Below are 15,578 nucleotides of genomic sequence, written 5' to 3'. Positions count from 1 at the left end.
GCCCCGCGGGAGGACCGGGTGCTCCGCTAGTCCGTGAGGTCGCGGACGACGGCGTCGGCGAGCAGCCGGCCGCGGTCGGTGAGGACGGCGAGGCCCGCCTCGTGCGGCCCGGCTGCCAGCAGCCCCCGGACGCACGCCTCCGTGGCCCGGGCCCGGCCGGCGTCGCTCAGCGCGGTCAGCGGCAGCCCGTCGCGCAGCCGTAGGCCGAGCATCACCCGCTCCAGCGCCTGGTCGTCGGCGGTCAGCAGCTCGGTGTCGGCGGCCGGGTGCAGGCCGGCGGCGAGCCGGTCGGCGTAGGCGGCCGGGTGCTTGACGTTCCACCAGCGCAGACCGCCGACGTGCGAGTGCGCGCCGGGCCCGATGCCCCACCAGTTGGCGTTGGCCCAGTACAGCTCGTTGTGCCGGCAGCGGGCGGCGCGGTCGCGGGCCCAGTTCGACACCTCGTACCAGCCCAGCCCGGCGGTGCCGAACGCGCGGTCGGCCATCTCGTAGCGGTCGGCCAGCACGTCGTCGTCGGGCATCGGCAGTTCGCCGCGGGCGACCCGGCGGGCCAGCCGGGTGCCCTGCTCGACGATCAGCGCGTAGGCGCTGACGTGGTCGACCGGCGCGGCCAGCACGGCGTCGAGGGAGGCCTGCCAGTCGGCGTCGGTCTCCCCCGGCGCGCCGTAGATCAGGTCGAGGTTGACGTGCTCGAAGCCGGCAGCGCGCGCCTCGTGTGCGGCCTGCACCGCCCGGCCGGGGGTGTGCCGGCGGTCGAGGACAGCGAGCACGTGCTCGGCGGCGGACTGCATGCCCAGGCTGATCCGGGTGAAGCCGCCCTCGCGCAGGACGGCCAGCGACTCCGGCGTCACCGACTCGGGGTTGGCCTCGGTGGTCACCTCGACGTCCGGGCCGACCGGGAAGAGCTCACGGACGGCGTCCATGACCGCCACCAGGTCGTGCGCGGGCAGCAGGGTCGGGGTGCCGCCGCCGACGAAGACGGTCTGCACCGCCGGCCGGTCCGGGCCGAGCACCTCGGCGGCCAGCCGCAGCTCGGCGATGGCGGTGCCTGCGTACTCGCTGCGGTTGGCGCCGGGGCCGAGCTCGTCGGAGGTGTAGGTGTTGAAGTCGCAGTAGCCGCAGCGGGTGGCGCAGAACGGCACGTGCACGTAGAGCCCGAAGGGCGTCGTCCCGAGGGTGTCGCGGGCCGACGCCGGGAGCATCGAGGGATCTGCTGGGAGGGCCGGGGTCTGGCCGAGCAGGGGCAAGGTGGTCATCGCTGCTCCCAGTGTGACCGCTCCGGCCGAGCGACCGGCACGATGCCAGCGTGACCTCCGCGACCGATGACGCCCGCGTGCTCTCCGTCGACGTGTCCGCCGGCGTGGCCCGGCTGACCCTCGACTCCCCCGCCAACCGCAACGCCCTCTCCCGCGCGATGCGCGCCCAGCTGCGTACTGCCCTCACCGGGGCCCTCGCCGACGACGCCGTGCGGGTGGTGGTGCTCGACCACACCGGCCGGGTGTTCTGCTCCGGCATGGACCTCCGCGAGGCCACCGGCGGCTCGGCGGCCGACCAGGGGGTCAACGAGTTCCCCGAGCTGCTGCAGTTGATCTGGGACTCCCCCAAGCCGGTGCTCGCCGCCGTCCGTGGCCCGGCCCGCGCCGGTGGTGTCGGGCTGGCCGCTGCCTGCGACGTGGTGGTCGCCGGAGCAAGCGCGACGTTCGCGTTCAGCGAGGTGCGGATCGGCGTCGTCCCGGCGGTGATCTCCGCGGTCTGCCGGCCGCGGATGCTGCCGCACGCCGTGCACCGGCTGATGCTCACCGGGGAGGTGTTCGACGCGGCGACCGCCGCCGCCGGCGGGCTCGTCGACCTGGCGGTGCCGGACGACGAGGTCGACGCCACCGTGTCCGCGCAGGTGACCGCACTGGCCGCCGGGGCGCCGACCGCGCTGGCCGAGACCAAGCGGCTGCTGCGCTCGGGCACCGACCTGGCCGGCCAGTTCCCCGCGCTGCTGGAGCTGTCGGCACGGTTCTTCGCCGGCGAGGAGGGTCAGGAGGGCATCGCCGCGTTCCGGGAGAAGCGCCCCGCCCGCTGGGTGCCGGCCGACGCGTGACCTCCGCGACGCTCGTGCTCTGCGTCGTCCTCGCACGCAGAGCACGAGCATCGCCAGGACACGAGCATCGCCAGGACACGTCCCGACCGGCGCTGGCGCTCTGCCTCGTCCACACACCCAGGGCACCAGCGGCGCCGGAACGGGTACCGACCGGCGTCGGCCGGCGGCACCATCGGGGGATGACCGAGGACGACCCGCGCGCGCAGTACCGCCGGCTGCCCGAGCCGGTGCGGCCGGAGGACTCCGTGGAGACCGAGGAGGCGTCCTCCCGACGGGTCGTGGAGACCCCGCCGGAGATCGCCCTGCGGATCATCGCCGGCGGCAGCTCCGGCTGACCGGCCCGCCGGGTGGCACTGCGCCGTCCGGGTCAGAGCACGAACGTGGCGATCATCTGGCCGAGCTGGCGGATGTCGGCGTTGCCCTTGAACTCCAGCCGGACCTTGCCCAGGCCGCTGAACCACAGGTCCAGTTCGGCGTCCAGGTCGAAGGTGCCGGCGGTCTCGATCGAGAAGGCCTGGACCTTGCTGTACGGGAGCGAGGTGAAGTCGCGCTTCTTGCCGGTGATGCCCTGGACGTTGACGGCGATCAGCCGCTTGTCGGTGAAGACGACGAAGTCGCGGACGCCCTTGAAGGTGGCCGCGAACTGCTCGCCGGGCACCAGCAGCGGCGCGACGGCCGGCGCGATGTCCTGCGGGTCGCAGGGGTTGAGCTTGAAGACGGAACCGTTCGAGAAGTCGATCACCGCGTCACCGTAGGGAGCCGGCCGGAGAACGGCCGGCTCCCACGCCGGGTCAGCGCAGCCGGCGGGTGTTGTCCGGCTGGCGCACGGTGACCCCGCGGGCGTCCAGCCACTCGGCCAGCGGGACGGCGACCCGGCGGGTGGTGTCCCAGGCCCGGCGCGCCTCGCTGAGCGTGAACGGCTGCGGCAGCGCAGCCAGCCGGGCGCGGGCCTGCTCGGCGACGCCGGGGGCCAGGTAGATGCCGTCGGCGATCCGCACCAGCTGCCCGTCCCGGACCGCCGCCGCCAGCTCCCGCGGCCCCAGCCCGGCGGCCACCAGGTCACCGGCCTCGGGCGCGGCGAACGGGGCGGCCGCCAGCCGGGCGCGGATCCCGTCCACGGCCCGCTGCACGTCCGGCGGCAGCGCGGCCGCGCCGGCGACGACACGGCCGTCACGCAGGGCGAGCGGCTCCCGGACCAGGGCGGGCACCAGCTCCACGTCGGGCAGCTCCAGCGCCGAGCGCAGCACCGCCGTCGGCGGGCCGGGCTCCAGCGGACGCAGCTGCCGGTAGCGGGCCACCACCTGCGGCACCCGGGCGGCCAGCTCGTCGGCCAGCCCCGGCGCGATCAGCCACGGCCCGACCTCCGTGGTCCCCGCGGGCACCGGCCAGCCCATCGCCACGAAGTCCGCGCGGCGCACGAAGCGGCGCCGCACCAGGTCGGCCAGCGCGCCGCCCTCCCCCGTGGGCTGCTCGGCCAGCTGGGCGGCGCGGGTGCGGGCGGCACCGCGGCGGCGCAGCTCCGGTGGGTCGACGTCGCGCACGTCGGCGCCGAACACCCGGCGGGCGCCCGGGTCGCGCAGCAACAGCCGGTCACCGACCCGCAGCGGCAGCTCGGCGGCCAGCCGCAGCCGCAGCGCCGCGCCGTCCAGCGGTCGGACCCGGGCGGCGACCGTGGCCGAGCCGATGTGCACCACCAGCTCGGCGGGCAGCTTCTCCTCCACCGGCCGCACCAGCGTCACGTCCAGGTCCGCGGTGCGGCGGAACGCCTCCGGGGTGAGCAGGGCGTCGCCGCGGGAGAGCTCCTCCACGGCGACGCCGCGCAGGTTGAGCGCCACCCGGGCGGTCGCCGCCGCCGACTCGACCGGCTCGCCCAGCGACTGCAGCCCGCGCACCGTGACGGTCCGGCCGGCCAGGTCGAGCCGGTCACCGGCCCGCACCGTCCCGGCGGGCAGGGTGCCGGTCACCACGGTGCCGGCGCCGCGGATGGTGAACGCCCGGTCGACCCACAGCCGCACCGGCGCGGCCGGGTCGGGCGCTGGCAGCCCGGCGAGCACCTGCTCGAGCGCCGCGGACAGCTCGGACAGCCCCGCGCCGGTGCGGGCGCTGACCGCGACCGCCGGCACCCGGCCCAGCGAGGTGCCGGCCAGCCGCTCGGTGGCGTCGGCCAGCACGGGGCCTGCGTCGGCGAGGTCGGCCTTGGTGACCGCGAGCAGCCCGTGCCGCACCCCGAGCGCGTCCAGCACGGCGACGTGCTCGTCGGTCTGCGCCGACCACCCGTCGTCGGCGGCGACCACGACCAGCGCCGTGGGCACCGAGCCGACGCCGGCGAGCATGTTGCCGACGAACCGCTCGTGCCCGGGGACGTCGACCACGGCGACCTGCCGGCCCGAGGGCAGCGTCGTCCAGGCGAACCCCAGGTCGATGGTCAGCCCGCGCCGGCGCTCCTCCTCCCAGCGGTCGGGCTCCATCCCGGTCAGCGCCCGCACCAGCGTCGACTTGCCGTGGTCGACGTGGCCGGCGGTGGCGATCACGTCCACCGGGCGGCCACCTCCCGGACCGCGGCGACCAGCCGGGCGTCGTCGTCCGGGGCCAGGCTGCGCAGGTCCAGCAGCGTCCGGCCGCCCTCCAGGTAGCCGACCACCGGCTGGTTGGCGCGGCGCAGCGGCTCGGCGAACCGGGCGTCGAGCGCTACGGCCGCGCTGGGCAGCTCGAACTCCGGCGCCCCTCCCCCGCCGACCCGGGCGGTGGACGGCACCGCATCCGCCGCGACCCCCGCGGCCCGCAGCGCGTCGGCGACCGCGGCGGCCCGGTCCTGCAGCCCGGCGAGATCGGCGTCCAGCATCGCGCGCACCGGCGGCACCGGCCCGCGCAGCGTCGCCTCGAGCGCCGCCAGCGTCGTCTTGTCCACCCGCAGCGCGCGGTACAGCGGGTGCCGCCGCAGCCGCTGCACCAGGTCGGCGCGGCCCAGCACGATGCCGGCCTGCGGACCGCCGAGCAGCTTGTCGCCGCTGCACAGCACCAGGTCGGCACCGGCGGCCAGCGTGCTCTGCAGGTCGGGCTCGTCGGGCAGCGCGGGGTGCGGGCGCAGCAGGCCACTGCCCACGTCGGCGACCAGCGGCACCCCGGTGCCGGCCAGCGCCGGAGCCAGCTCGGCGACCTCCACGGCCCGGGTGAACCCCCGGACGACGAAGTTCGACGGGTGCACCTTGAGCACCGCGCCGGTGTCCGGCCCGAGCGCGGCGGTGTAGTCGGCCAGCGCCGCCCGGTTCGTCGTGCCGACCTCGCGCAGCCGGGCGCCGGTGGACACCAGCAGCTCGGGGATCCGGAAGCCGTCACCGATCTCGACCAGCTCACCGCGGGCGATGACCAGCTCGCCACCGAACGCCGTCGCCACCAGCGCCAGCGCCGCCGCGCAGTTGTTCACCACGATCGCGGCCTCGGCGGCGGGGACCGCCGCCAGCAGCGCGTCCAGCGCCCCCGCGCCGCGCGGTCCCCGGCGGCCGGTACCCAGGTCGAGCTCGACGTCGGTGGTGCCGCTGGCCGCGACGACGGCGTCCACGGCGGCGGCCGACAGCGGGGCCCGGCCGAGGTTGGTGTGCACCAGCACCCCGGTGGCGTTGAGCACCGGGGACAGGCTGCTCGCGGTGCCCGGCAGCTCACGCAGCACGGTCGCCACGACGTCGTCCGGGCCGATCTCGCCGTCCCGGACGCGTTGCTGGGCGGACTGGACGGCCGACTTGACCAGGTCCCGGCCCAGCCGCGCGGCGGCGGTCACCAGCTGCGGGTCGGCCAGCAGCGCGTCGGTGCGGGGGACGGCGCGGCGCAGGTCCGCGGTCACGGCAGCGGGCTCAGGTCGACGGGCACGCCGACGAGCCTAGGTCGACCCTGGACGCGGACCGGCCGGCCAGGTCGGGGCGACCTGGCCGGCCGGGGAGCTGGCGGAGGCGGACGGGAATCGAACCCGCCTGGCCGAGATGCTCGACCACGTCGGCTTTAGAGGCCGCGGGGGCCACCAGACACCCTGACGCCTCCACCACCGAGCCTACGCACGTCGGCAGAGGACCCCCGCCGGGCACGGACCCGGGCGGCATAGATTCGGTCCCGTGACGACCACCGCCTCGCCCGTCCGGCTCACCCAGTACGCGCACGGCGGAGGCTGCGCCTGCAAGATCCCGCCCGGCGAGCTGGAGGCGGTCGTCGCCGGCCTGACCCACACCGGCCCGCGCGACCCCGCGGCCGAGCTGGTCGTCGGGCTGGACGACGGCGACGACGCTGCGGTCGTGCGGACCGCCGGCGGGCAGGGGCTGGTGCTCACCACCGACTTCTTCACCCCGGTGGTCGACGACGCCTACACCTTCGGCCGGATCGCCGCGGCCAACGCGCTCTCCGACGTCTACGCCATGGGCGGCACCCCGGTCATGGCGGTGAACCTGCTGGGCTGGCCGCGGGACGTGCTGCCTGCGGAGCTCGCCGCCGAGGTGCTGCGCGGCGGGCTGGAGGTCGCGCACGAGGCCGGCTGCCACGTCGGCGGCGGCCACTCCATCGACGACCCGGAGCCCAAGTACGGGATGGCGGTCACCGGCCTGGTCGACCTCGACCGGCTGATCCGCAACGACGCGGCGACCCCCGGGACGGCGTTGTCGCTGACCAAGCCGCTGGGCGTCGGTGTGCTCAACAGCCGGCACAAGAACACCGGTGAGACGTCACCCGAGGCGGTGGCCTCGATGACCGCGCTCAACGCGGAGGCGTCCGTCGCCGCCGTCGCGGCGGGCATCCGCGCGGGCACCGACGTCACCGGCTTCGGCCTCCTCGGGCACCTCTACAAGATGGCCCGGGCGAGCGGGGTGACCGCGGTCGTCGACGCCGCCGCCGTCCCGTACCTGGCCGGCGCGCGGCAGGCGCTGGCCGACGGCTGGGTCTCCGGCGGCACCCGCCGCAACCTGGACTGGGTGCGCCCGCACGCCGACCTCTCGGCGGTCAGCGAGGACGAGGCGCTGCTGCTCGCCGACGCGCAGACCTCCGGTGGGCTGCTGCTCGGCGGCGAGGTGCCCGGCGCCCCGGTGATCGGTGAGTTCGTCGCCCAGCAGGAGCACGCCGTCGTCGTCCGGTGAGCTGCTCGCCGACGTGACCCACGTCGCTGCCGCCCTCCGGCTCGGTTACGTTGCGAGCATGCTGGCTGCCTTCGTCTCCACCCCTGCCCCGAAGGACCCGCTCTCCGTGCTGGAGGTGGGCGACCGCCCCGCACCGGAGGCGCCCGAGGGCTGGACGACGGTCACGGTCAAGGCTGCCTCACTCAACCACCACGACCTGTTCAGCCTGCGCGGGGTCGGCCTGCCCGCCGAGCGGATGCCGATGACCCTGGGCTGCGACGCCGCCGGCGTGGACGAGGACGGCAACGAGGTCGTCGTGCACGCGGTCATCTCCTCGCCCGGCTGGACCGGCGACGAGACGATGGACCCCAAGCGCTCGCTGCTGTCGGAGGTCCACCAGGGCACGCTGGCCGAGGAGGTCGTCGTCCCCCGGCGCAACCTGGTGCCCAAGCCCGCCGAGCTCTCCTTCGCCGAGGCCGCCTGCCTGCCCACCGCCTGGCTGACCGCCTACCGGATGCTGTTCGTCCGCTCCGGGCTGCGCCCCGGGTCGACGATCCTGGTCCAGGGCGCCAGCGGTGGCGTCGCGACGGCGCTGATCACGCTGGGCCGCGCGGCCGGCTACCGGGTGTGGGTGACCGGCCGCAGCGAGGAGAAGCGGACGGCGGCGCTCGCGCTCGGCGCGGACCAGGCGTTCGAGTCCGGCGCCCGCCTCCCCGAGCGGGTGGACGGCGTCATGGAGACCGTGGGTGAGGCCACCTGGAGCCACAGCATCAAGTCGCTGAAGCCCGGCGGCGTCGTCGTCACCTGCGGGGCGACCAGCGGGTTCAACCCCGGCGCCGAGCTGAACCGGGTGTTCTTCACCCAGCTGTCGGTGATCGGCTCCACGATGGGCACCCGCGACGAGCTCGACGACCTGATCCAGATGTGCCGGATCACCGGCGTGCGCCCGGTCATCGACGTGGAGCTGCCGCTGAGCCAGGCCCGGGACGGCTTCGAGCGGATGCTCGACGGCCGCACCGCCGGGAAGATCGTCTTCACGGTCTGAGGCCGCTCAGGCCCGGGCGGCGACCCGCTCGATCTTCGCGGCCAGCACCGGCCGGTCCTTCTCCGCCAGGAACGGCAGGATCGGGGTCAGCTCGGGCAGCCGGGCCTTCTCGGTCATCACGATCCGGAACGCCGTCTCCACGGTGATCCCGTGGTCGGGCCGGGAGACGACCGTGACGGCGTCGCCCGCGCCGACGTCCCCGGTCTGCAGCACCCGGAGGTAGGCGCCGGTCGCGCCGTGGGCGGCGAACCGCTTGACCAGGTCCGGGACTCCCCAGAAGCGGGCGAAGTTGGCGCACGGGGTGCGCCAGGCGGTCACCTCGAAGCGCGCCGTCCCCGCCTGCCACTGCTCGCCGATGACGGCGTTGCGCAGGTCGAGCCCGGTGGTGCGCAGGTTCTCCCCGAACCGGCCGGGCGGCAGCTCGCGGTCGAGCTCGGCCGCCCACCAGTCGGCGTCGTCCTGGGCGTAGGCGTAGACCGCCTGCCCCTCCCCGCCGTGGTGCTTCCTGTTGACCTGCACGTCGCCGTCCAGCCCGAGCTCCCCGACGGCGACCCGGCCCTCGACCGGCTTCTTGTCGATGCCGGAGCGGTTCGGGCGCTTGCCCGGCAGCGGCAGCAGGTCCGCGCCCGAGACGCAGACGGCGAGGACCCGGCCGCTCACTTGGGCTTGGCGGCGGTCGACTCGTTGGTGGAGAGCGCGGCGACGAACGCCTCCTGGGGGACCTCGACGCGGCCGACCATCTTCATCCGCTTCTTGCCCTCCTTCTGCTTCTCCAGCAGCTTGCGCTTGCGGGTGATGTCACCGCCGTAGCACTTGGCCAGCACGTCCTTGCGGATCGCGCGCACCGTCTCGCGGGCGATCACCCGGGAGCCGACGGCGGCCTGGATCGGCACCTCGAACTGCTGGCGCGGGATGAGCTCGCGCAGCTTGCCGGCCATCAGGACGCCGTAGCTGTAGGCCTTGTCCTTGTGCACGATCGCGGAGAACGCGTCGACGGCCTCGCCCTGCAGCAGGATGTCCACCTTGACCAGCGCGGACTCCTGCTCACCGGCCTCCTGGTAGTCCAGCGAGGCGTACCCGCGGGTGCGTGACTTCAGCGCGTCGAAGAAGTCGAAGATGATCTCGCCGAGCGGCAGCGTGTACCGCAGCTCCACCCGGGTCTCGGACAGGTAGTCCATCCCGGTGAGCGACCCGCGGCGGCTCTGGCAGAGCTCCATGATCGCGCCGGTGTAGTCGCTCGGAGCGATGATCGTGGCGTTGACGATCGGCTCGAAGATCTTGTCGATCTTGCCTGCCGGCCAGTCGCTGGGGTTGGTGACGGTGACCTCGGACCCGTCCTCCATCACCACCCGGTAGACGACGTTCGGCGCGGTCGAGATGAGCGACAGCCCGCCCTCGCGCTCCAGCCGCTCCCGGACGATCTCCAGGTGCAGCAGGCCGAGGAAGCCCACGCGGAAACCGAAGCCCAGCGCCGCCGACGTCTCCGGCTCGTAGACCAGGGCCGCGTCGTTGAGCAGCAGCTTGTCCAGCGACTCGCGCAGCAGCTGGTACTCGCTGCCGTCGATCGGGTACAGGCCGGAGTAGACCATCGGCTTGGGGTCGCTGTAGCCGCCGATCGGCTCGGCGGCCGGCTTGTGCTGGAGCGTCACGGTGTCGCCCACGCGGGACTGCCGGACGTCCTTCACCCCGGTGATGAAGTAGCCGACCTCGCCGACCCCGAGCCCCTCGACCGGCTTGGGCTCCGGGGCGATGACCCCGATCTCCAGCAGCTCGTGCACCGCGCCGGTGGACATCATCTTGATCCGCTCGCGGCCGCTGATCCGGCCGTCGACGACCCGCACGTAGGTGATGACGCCGCGGTAGATGTCGTACACGGAGTCGAAGATCATCGCCCGGGCGGGGCCGTCGGCATCGCCGACCGGGGCCGGGATCTTCGCCACGATCTCGTCGAGCAGGTCCGGGACGCCCACGCCGGTCTTGCCGCTGACCCGCAGCACGTCGGCCGGGTCGCAGCCGATGATGCCGGCGATCTCCGCGGCGAACTTCTCCGGCTGCGCCGCGGGCAGGTCGATCTTGTTGAGCACCGGGATGATCGTGAGGTCGTTCTCGATCGCCAGGTAGAGGTTCGCAAGCGTCTGCGCCTCGATGCCCTGGGCGGCGTCGACGAGCAGCACTGCACCCTCGCAGGCGGCCAGCGACCGGGACACCTCGTAGGTGAAGTCGACGTGCCCGGGGGTGTCGATCATGTCGAGGACGAACTCCTCGTCCCCGACCTTCCAGGGCAGGCGCACGTTCTGCGACTTGATGGTGATGCCGCGTTCGCGCTCGATGTCCATCCGGTCGAGGTACTGGGCGCGCATCTGGCGCCCCTCGACGATGCCGGTCACCTCGAGCATCCGGTCGGCCAGCGTCGACTTGCCGTGGTCGATGTGGGCGATGATGCAGAAGTTCCGGATCCGGGCGGGATCGGTGGCAGCGGGAGTCGTCACAGTGCCGCCATCGTCCCACGCCCGCGCCCCGGGTAAAGCGATTGCCCGGACGGACACCGTCGCCCACGGTGTCCCGGTGTCCGTCCCCGGCAGTCCACGCCTCCCCTACGACCGACTCCCGGCGGGGTTGCGGACGGCGATCGACGCGGCCCTCGGCTCCCCGGTGGCCGCCGTGTCACCTCGCACCGGCGGCTTTTCCCCGGGCCCGGCCGCCGTCGTCACCTGCGCCGACGGCAGCCGGGCGTTCGTGAAGGCCGTCGGGACGCCGCTGAACCCGGACACCCCCGGCCTGGTGCGCGCCGAGGCCGCGGTGACCAGCGTGCTGCCGCCGTCGGTGCCCGCGCCCGGCCACCGGGCGTTCGTCGAGTGGGCCGACGGTGACGACCGGTGGGTGGCCCTCGTCCTCGACGCCGTGGACGGCGACTCCCCTCCCCTGCCCTGGACGCCGCACACCGCGGCTGCCGTCGCCGACGGGCTGACCGAGCTGGCCCGGACCGCCACGCCCTGCCCGGTCGCCGGGCTGCCCACCGTCTCCGAGCGCCTCGGCCGGTCGCTGTCGGCCTGGGCCGAGCTCGCCGCCGAGCCACCGGCCGACCTGGACCCCTGGGAGGCCGCCCACCTGGACTGGCTCGGAGCCGCGCCGGAACGACTCGCCGCCGCCGGCTGGCTCGCCGGCGACACCCTGGTGCACGCCGACCTGCGGGCGGACAACATGCTGCTGGCCCCCGACGGCACCGTGACCTTCGTCGACTGGGCCTGGGCGGCCCGCGGCGCCGACTGGGTGGACACGGTGCTGTTCGCCTTCGACGCGACCACACAGGGCGGGGTGGACCCGGAGAGGCTGCTGGACCGCTCCCCGCTCGTCGCAGCGGCCGACCCCGCCGTGGTCACCGACCTGGTGGCGGCGATGACCGGCATGTGGGCCCACGGCATGCGTCAGCCGGCGCCGCCCGGACTCCCCACGCTGCGGGCCTTCCAGCGGCGTTTCCACGAAGCCGCGCTGACCTGGACGGCGCGACGGGTGGGCGGGTGATCGCAGGTTGGGTCGCTGCGGGCGAGCTGGTATCTTGTGAGGCCGGTCCGCAGTGCGCTGTGCTGCGCCGCGGACGCACTGTCAGAAGTACACCTCCCTGCGACACATCCGAGGCTCACGCGTGGCGAACATCAAGTCCCAGATCAAGCGGATCAAGACCAACGAGATCGCGCGCAAGCGCAACGTCGCGGTCAAGTCCGCCCTGAAGACGCAGGTGCGGCGTTTCCGCACGGCCGCCGACGCCGGGGACAAGGAGGCGGCGACCGCCGCCCTCGTGACCGCCTCGAAGGCCCTGGACAAGGCCGCCAGCAAGGGCGTCATCCACAAGAACCAGGCCGCGAACCGCAAGTCGGCGCTGGCCAAGAAGGCCGCCAGCCTCTGAGCTGCGCACCGCTCCGCGACGAGCCCCCTCCCTGTCGGGAGGGGGCTCGTCGCGTTCCGGGGGTCGGTCGACCGACCGTCAGCGGGACGTGCGCGCCCGTCCGCCGGCTCCGGCGGCGCGGATGGCGACGATCCGGCGCACCGCCCGCTCCAGCGCGTAGTCGGCGCTGGCCGCGGCGCCCTTGACGTCGGCGTTGAGCTCCGCGGCGACGCCGATCGCCTGCTGCAGCGCGTCGATGCTCCAGCCCCGGGCCTGCGCCTGGGCCTTCTTCACCTTCCACGGAGGCAGCTTGAGCTGACGGGCCAGGTCGCCGATGTTCGTGGTGTTGAGCGAGGCCACCCGGGCCGCGGTGCGCACCCCGTCGGCCAGCGCGTCGGCGATCAGCACGTGGGCCACCCCGCGGTCCAGCGCCCAGCGGAGCATCTCCACCGACCCGGCGGTGTCGCCCACCAGCACCCGCTCCGCGACGCTGAAGCCGGTCACCTCGGCCTGGCCGCGGTGGAACCGGGCCACGGCGTCGGCGTCGATCACCCCGCCGAAGTCGGAGACCAGCTGGCTCGCGGCGGCCGACAGCCCGCGCAGGTCGTTGCCCACCGCGTCCAGCAGCGCGGTGACGGCGTCGGGGGTGATCTTGCCGCCGGCGTGCCGCACCTCGTTGCGCACGAAGGCGACCCGCTCCCCCGCCGAGCTGATCTTCGGGCAGTCGTCGACCGCTGCCCCGGCGCTCTTGAATGCCTTGATGAGTGCCTCGTTCCGCTTGCCGCCGTTGTGCACCACGACCAGCGTGAGCTCCGGGTCCGGGTCCTTGGTGTAGCTGATCAAGGAGTCGGCCAGTGCGGCCGCCGACTCCTGCACCCCGGTGACCACGACGAGCCGGTGGCCGCCGAACAGCGAGGGGGCCAGCACGTCGGCCAGCTGCCCGACCGGCAGCCCGGCGGCGGCCAGCTCGTGCTCCTCGCTGTCGGGGTGGCGCTCGCGCACCGCGGCCCGCACGGCCGACACCGCGCGAGCGCGCAGCAGCTCCTCCTCGCCCGCCACGACGCGGAGCCGGGAGGTCGGGGCAGGGGTCTGTGCGGGCACGCGGCCATGCTGCCACGGGGTGCCGACCGGACCGGCCCGCCACCAGCGCCCGCCGGCACGCTGCGGCCGGTGTGCGCGGCCGGACCACTGCGGCCGGTGCGGGCGGCCGGATCGGCGGACCCGGTCCCGGCCCGCCAGGGTCCGATGACGCGGCCGTGGCACGCAGCGCGTCGTCCGGGCCGCGCACGGCCACGCCCCAGTCCTCCGCGCTGCCGCTGACCGCGACGTCGCCGTCCCGGTCGGTGCGGTGGACGCGCATGCCGGCCAGCATGTCCAGCAGCCGGTCGGCGGGGTGGCCGTAGGTGTTGTCGGCGCCCACCGAGATCAGCGCGACGGCGGCCCCGGTCGCGGACAGGAACCCCGGGTCGGCGTCCCCGCTGCCGTGGTGCGGCACCTTGACCACGTCGGCGCTCAGGTCGATGCCCGAGGCCACCAGCCGCGCCTCCGCCCCGGCGCCCAGGTCCCCGGTGAGCAGCACCCGCAGCCCGCGTTGGGTGGCCCGGAGCACCAGGCTGAGGTCGTTGGGCTCACCACCCGGCACGGCGAGCGCCGGGTCGGGCGCCAGCGCCTCGAACCGGGCGGTGCCCACCGTCCGCCGGTCACCGGGCCGCAGGACGACGTGCCGGGCCCCTGCCGCCGCCACGGCCGCGTCGAGCACGGGGCGCCGCTCGTCGGTCGGGGTGAGCGTCCCGGTCGCCACGTCGCCGACCTCCCGGCCGGTCAGCGCACCGGCCAGGCCGCCCACGTGGTCGGCGTCCAGGTGGGAGAGGAAGACCAGCGGCAGCCGGTCGACCCCCAGTCGGTCGAGGCACCCGTCGACCAGCGCCGGGTCCGGGCCGGCGTCCACGAGCACCGCCTCGCCGGGCCCGGTCGGCAGCACCAGCGCGTCGCCCTGCCCGACGTCGCAGGCGACGACGACGGTGTCCGGCACCGGCCACCCACGGGTCGCCTGGCGCAGCGGCCAGCCGACCACGACGATCCCGGCCAGGGCCGCCAGGGCCAGCAGGCGCAACCGCGGCCAGCGCAGCAACGACCAGGCGCCCGCAGCGAGCAGCACCGTGAGCAGGACCGCACCGGGCAGCCCCGTGGGCCAGCCGGTGACGCCGTCCGGCACCGCGGCGGCGCGCTCCGTGATCAGCACCAGCCATCGGACGGGCCACCCGGCCAGCCAGCTGAACACGTCGGCCAGGCCCGGGGCCACCGGCGAGCTGAGCGCGGCCAGCAGCCCGAGCACGGTGGCCGGGGCGACCGCCGGCGCGGCCAGCAGGTTGGCCGGCAGGGAGACGACGCTGACCACGCCGGACAGCGCGGCGATCAGCGGTGCGGTCACCAGCCCGGCCGCCGCGCTCACCGCCAGCGCGTCGGCCACCGGTCGCGGGGTGCCGCGGCGGCGGAGTGCCCGCGACCAGCCGGGCGCCAGCAGCACGATCGCCGCCGTCGCCGCGACCGAGAGCACGAAGCCGCCATCGACGGCCAGCCCCGGCTGCAGCAGGAGCAGCACGACCACGCTCGTGGCCAGCGCGGGGACGGCCGCCCGCGCCCGGCCCGACGCCAGCGCCAGCAGCGCCACCCCGCCCATCACCCCGGCGCGCAGCACGCTGGCGCCGGGTCGGGCCAGGACGACGAACCCGACCACCGCCAGGACGCCCACCACCGCCTGCACCCGGCGGTCGGCTCCCCGCGCCCGCAGCGGCCAGAGCACCAGGGCCACCACGATCGCGACGTTGGCACCCGAGACCGCCGTCAGGTGCGCCAGCCCGGCCCGCCGGAACTCCGCGGTGAGGGTGGGGTCCATCGCGCTGGTGTCACCGACCACCAGACCGGGCAGCAGTCCGGCAGGGCGTTCCGGCAGCGTCCGGGCCGCCGAGGCGACCAGCCCGCTGCGCAGTGCACCCGCGGCCAGCTGTCCCCGGCCCGGCCCCCCGACCGGCTCCGGCGGAGAGCGCGCCGACAGCACGGCCACCACGCCGTCCGCCGCACCGGCGGCCCGGACCGCTGCCCGCAGCCGGACCCCCTGGCCGGGCAACAACCCCGTCCACTCCTCGGCCGGCCCGAACAGGAGCACGCCCTCACCGCCCGCGGCGCGGTCACCGACCGCCGTCACGCTCCCCCGGACCAGCGCACGCGGGCCGCCGGCGGCCGTCAGCACGCGCGGGTCGTCGTCCAGCTCCAGCCGGACCTCGACCACCCGCCCGGCGAGGCCGGTCAACGGTGAGTCCAGCCGGTCCTGGGCACGGGCCGCCGACAGCCCGCCCGTCACGGTCAGCGCGGCGAGACAGGCCACCGTCACCGATGCGCCCGCCCGTCCACCACCACCAGACAGCAGCGCGGCCGCCACCACCGCGGACCCACCGGTCAGCGTGAGCA

General features: G+C 75.3%; 13 protein-coding genes, 1 tRNA gene and 1 pseudogene. 6 read left to right on the top strand and 9 right to left on the bottom strand.

Features of this window, described 5'->3' with window-relative positions; translation table 11 throughout:
* Positions 1-26: 26 nt before the first annotated feature.
* Positions 27-1,256: a radical SAM family heme chaperone HemW gene (hemW, locus tag HLA93_RS05430; protein WP_222193260.1), complete on the bottom strand. Its 1,230-nt coding sequence runs from the start codon at positions 1,254-1,256 to the stop codon at positions 27-29.
* A gap of 50 nt (positions 1,257-1,306) precedes the next feature.
* Between hemW and HLA93_RS05425 the strand changes: the two genes are divergently transcribed.
* Together HLA93_RS05425 and HLA93_RS05420 are read left to right on the top strand one after the other, a co-directional pair.
* Positions 1,307-2,092 (top strand): enoyl-CoA hydratase-related protein, encoded by a 786-nt coding sequence (locus tag HLA93_RS05425; protein ID WP_222193259.1) that lies wholly within the window; start codon positions 1,307-1,309, stop codon positions 2,090-2,092.
* Positions 2,093-2,271: 179 nt separating this feature from the next.
* The gene (locus HLA93_RS05420) at positions 2,272-2,427 is read left to right on the top strand and encodes a hypothetical protein (protein WP_222193258.1); all 156 of its coding nucleotides are present in this window, start codon (positions 2,272-2,274) and stop codon (positions 2,425-2,427) included.
* Between the two features lie 32 nt (positions 2,428-2,459).
* Here HLA93_RS05420 and HLA93_RS21425 read toward each other — a convergent pair whose 3' ends face one another.
* From HLA93_RS21425 to HLA93_RS05400, 4 genes are all read right to left on the bottom strand, one after another.
* Positions 2,460-2,834, bottom strand: coding sequence for a PH domain-containing protein (locus HLA93_RS21425; RefSeq protein WP_222193257.1), 375 nt, complete (start codon positions 2,832-2,834; stop codon positions 2,460-2,462).
* A gap of 49 nt (positions 2,835-2,883) precedes the next feature.
* Positions 2,884-4,629, bottom strand: a complete 1,746-nt coding sequence (gene selB / locus HLA93_RS05410; RefSeq protein ID WP_222193256.1) for a selenocysteine-specific translation elongation factor — start codon at positions 4,627-4,629, stop codon at positions 2,884-2,886.
* Positions 4,620-5,930, bottom strand: a complete 1,311-nt coding sequence (gene selA, locus HLA93_RS05405; RefSeq protein ID WP_222193255.1) for an L-seryl-tRNA(Sec) selenium transferase — start codon at positions 5,928-5,930, stop codon at positions 4,620-4,622. Before selA ends, selB begins: the two co-directional genes overlap by 10 nt.
* Before the next feature lie 98 nt (positions 5,931-6,028).
* Positions 6,029-6,124: transfer RNA gene (locus tag HLA93_RS05400), tRNA-OTHER, on the bottom strand.
* A gap of 71 nt (positions 6,125-6,195) precedes the next feature.
* Between HLA93_RS05400 and selD the strand changes: the two genes are divergently transcribed.
* On the top strand, positions 6,196-7,203 hold the full coding sequence (gene selD / locus HLA93_RS05395; RefSeq protein WP_222193254.1) for a selenide, water dikinase SelD: 1,008 nt from the start codon (positions 6,196-6,198) through the stop codon (positions 7,201-7,203).
* Positions 7,160-8,227 (top strand): zinc-binding dehydrogenase, encoded by a 1,068-nt coding sequence (locus HLA93_RS05390; protein WP_439957951.1) that lies wholly within the window; start codon positions 7,160-7,162, stop codon positions 8,225-8,227. The genes selD and HLA93_RS05390 overlap by 44 nt, the downstream gene beginning before the upstream one ends.
* Positions 8,228-8,233: 6 nt before the next feature.
* On the opposite strand, the gene HLA93_RS05385 is transcribed toward HLA93_RS05390, so the two are convergent.
* Together HLA93_RS05385 and lepA are read right to left on the bottom strand one after the other, a co-directional pair.
* Positions 8,234-8,887, bottom strand: coding sequence for an MOSC domain-containing protein (locus tag HLA93_RS05385; protein ID WP_222193253.1), 654 nt, complete (start codon positions 8,885-8,887; stop codon positions 8,234-8,236).
* Positions 8,884-10,716 (bottom strand): translation elongation factor 4, encoded by a 1,833-nt coding sequence (lepA, locus tag HLA93_RS05380; RefSeq protein WP_222193252.1) that lies wholly within the window; start codon positions 10,714-10,716, stop codon positions 8,884-8,886. The genes HLA93_RS05385 and lepA overlap by 4 nt, the downstream gene beginning before the upstream one ends.
* A gap of 76 nt (positions 10,717-10,792) precedes the next feature.
* On the opposite strand from lepA, the gene HLA93_RS05375 reads away from it, so the two are divergent.
* The gene (locus tag HLA93_RS05375; RefSeq protein ID WP_222193251.1) at positions 10,793-11,749 is read left to right on the top strand and encodes a phosphotransferase family protein; all 957 of its coding nucleotides are present in this window, start codon (positions 10,793-10,795) and stop codon (positions 11,747-11,749) included.
* 121 nt (positions 11,750-11,870) lie between these two features.
* Positions 11,871-12,131, top strand: coding sequence for a 30S ribosomal protein S20 (gene rpsT / locus HLA93_RS05370; RefSeq protein ID WP_222193250.1), 261 nt, complete (start codon positions 11,871-11,873; stop codon positions 12,129-12,131).
* A gap of 78 nt (positions 12,132-12,209) precedes the next feature.
* Here the strand turns inward: rpsT and holA are convergent, their stop codons facing one another.
* Both holA and HLA93_RS22180 read right to left on the bottom strand, forming a co-directional pair.
* Entirely contained in the window at positions 12,210-13,211 is a 1,002-nt protein-coding gene (holA, locus tag HLA93_RS05365; protein ID WP_222193249.1) for a DNA polymerase III subunit delta, read from the bottom strand.
* 469 nt (positions 13,212-13,680) lie between these two features.
* A pseudogene (locus HLA93_RS22180) lies at positions 13,681-15,006 on the bottom strand (ComEC/Rec2 family competence protein); the annotation flags it as partial.
* Between the last annotated feature and the right edge of the window lie 572 nt (positions 15,007-15,578).

Origin of the sequence: Modestobacter italicus (assembly GCF_019799965.1) — a bacterium.
GTDB lineage: Bacteria > Actinomycetota > Actinomycetes > Mycobacteriales > Geodermatophilaceae > Modestobacter > Modestobacter italicus_A.
Note: the sequence above shows the minus strand (reverse complement) of the source record. Positions and strands in the feature narration are given on the sequence as shown.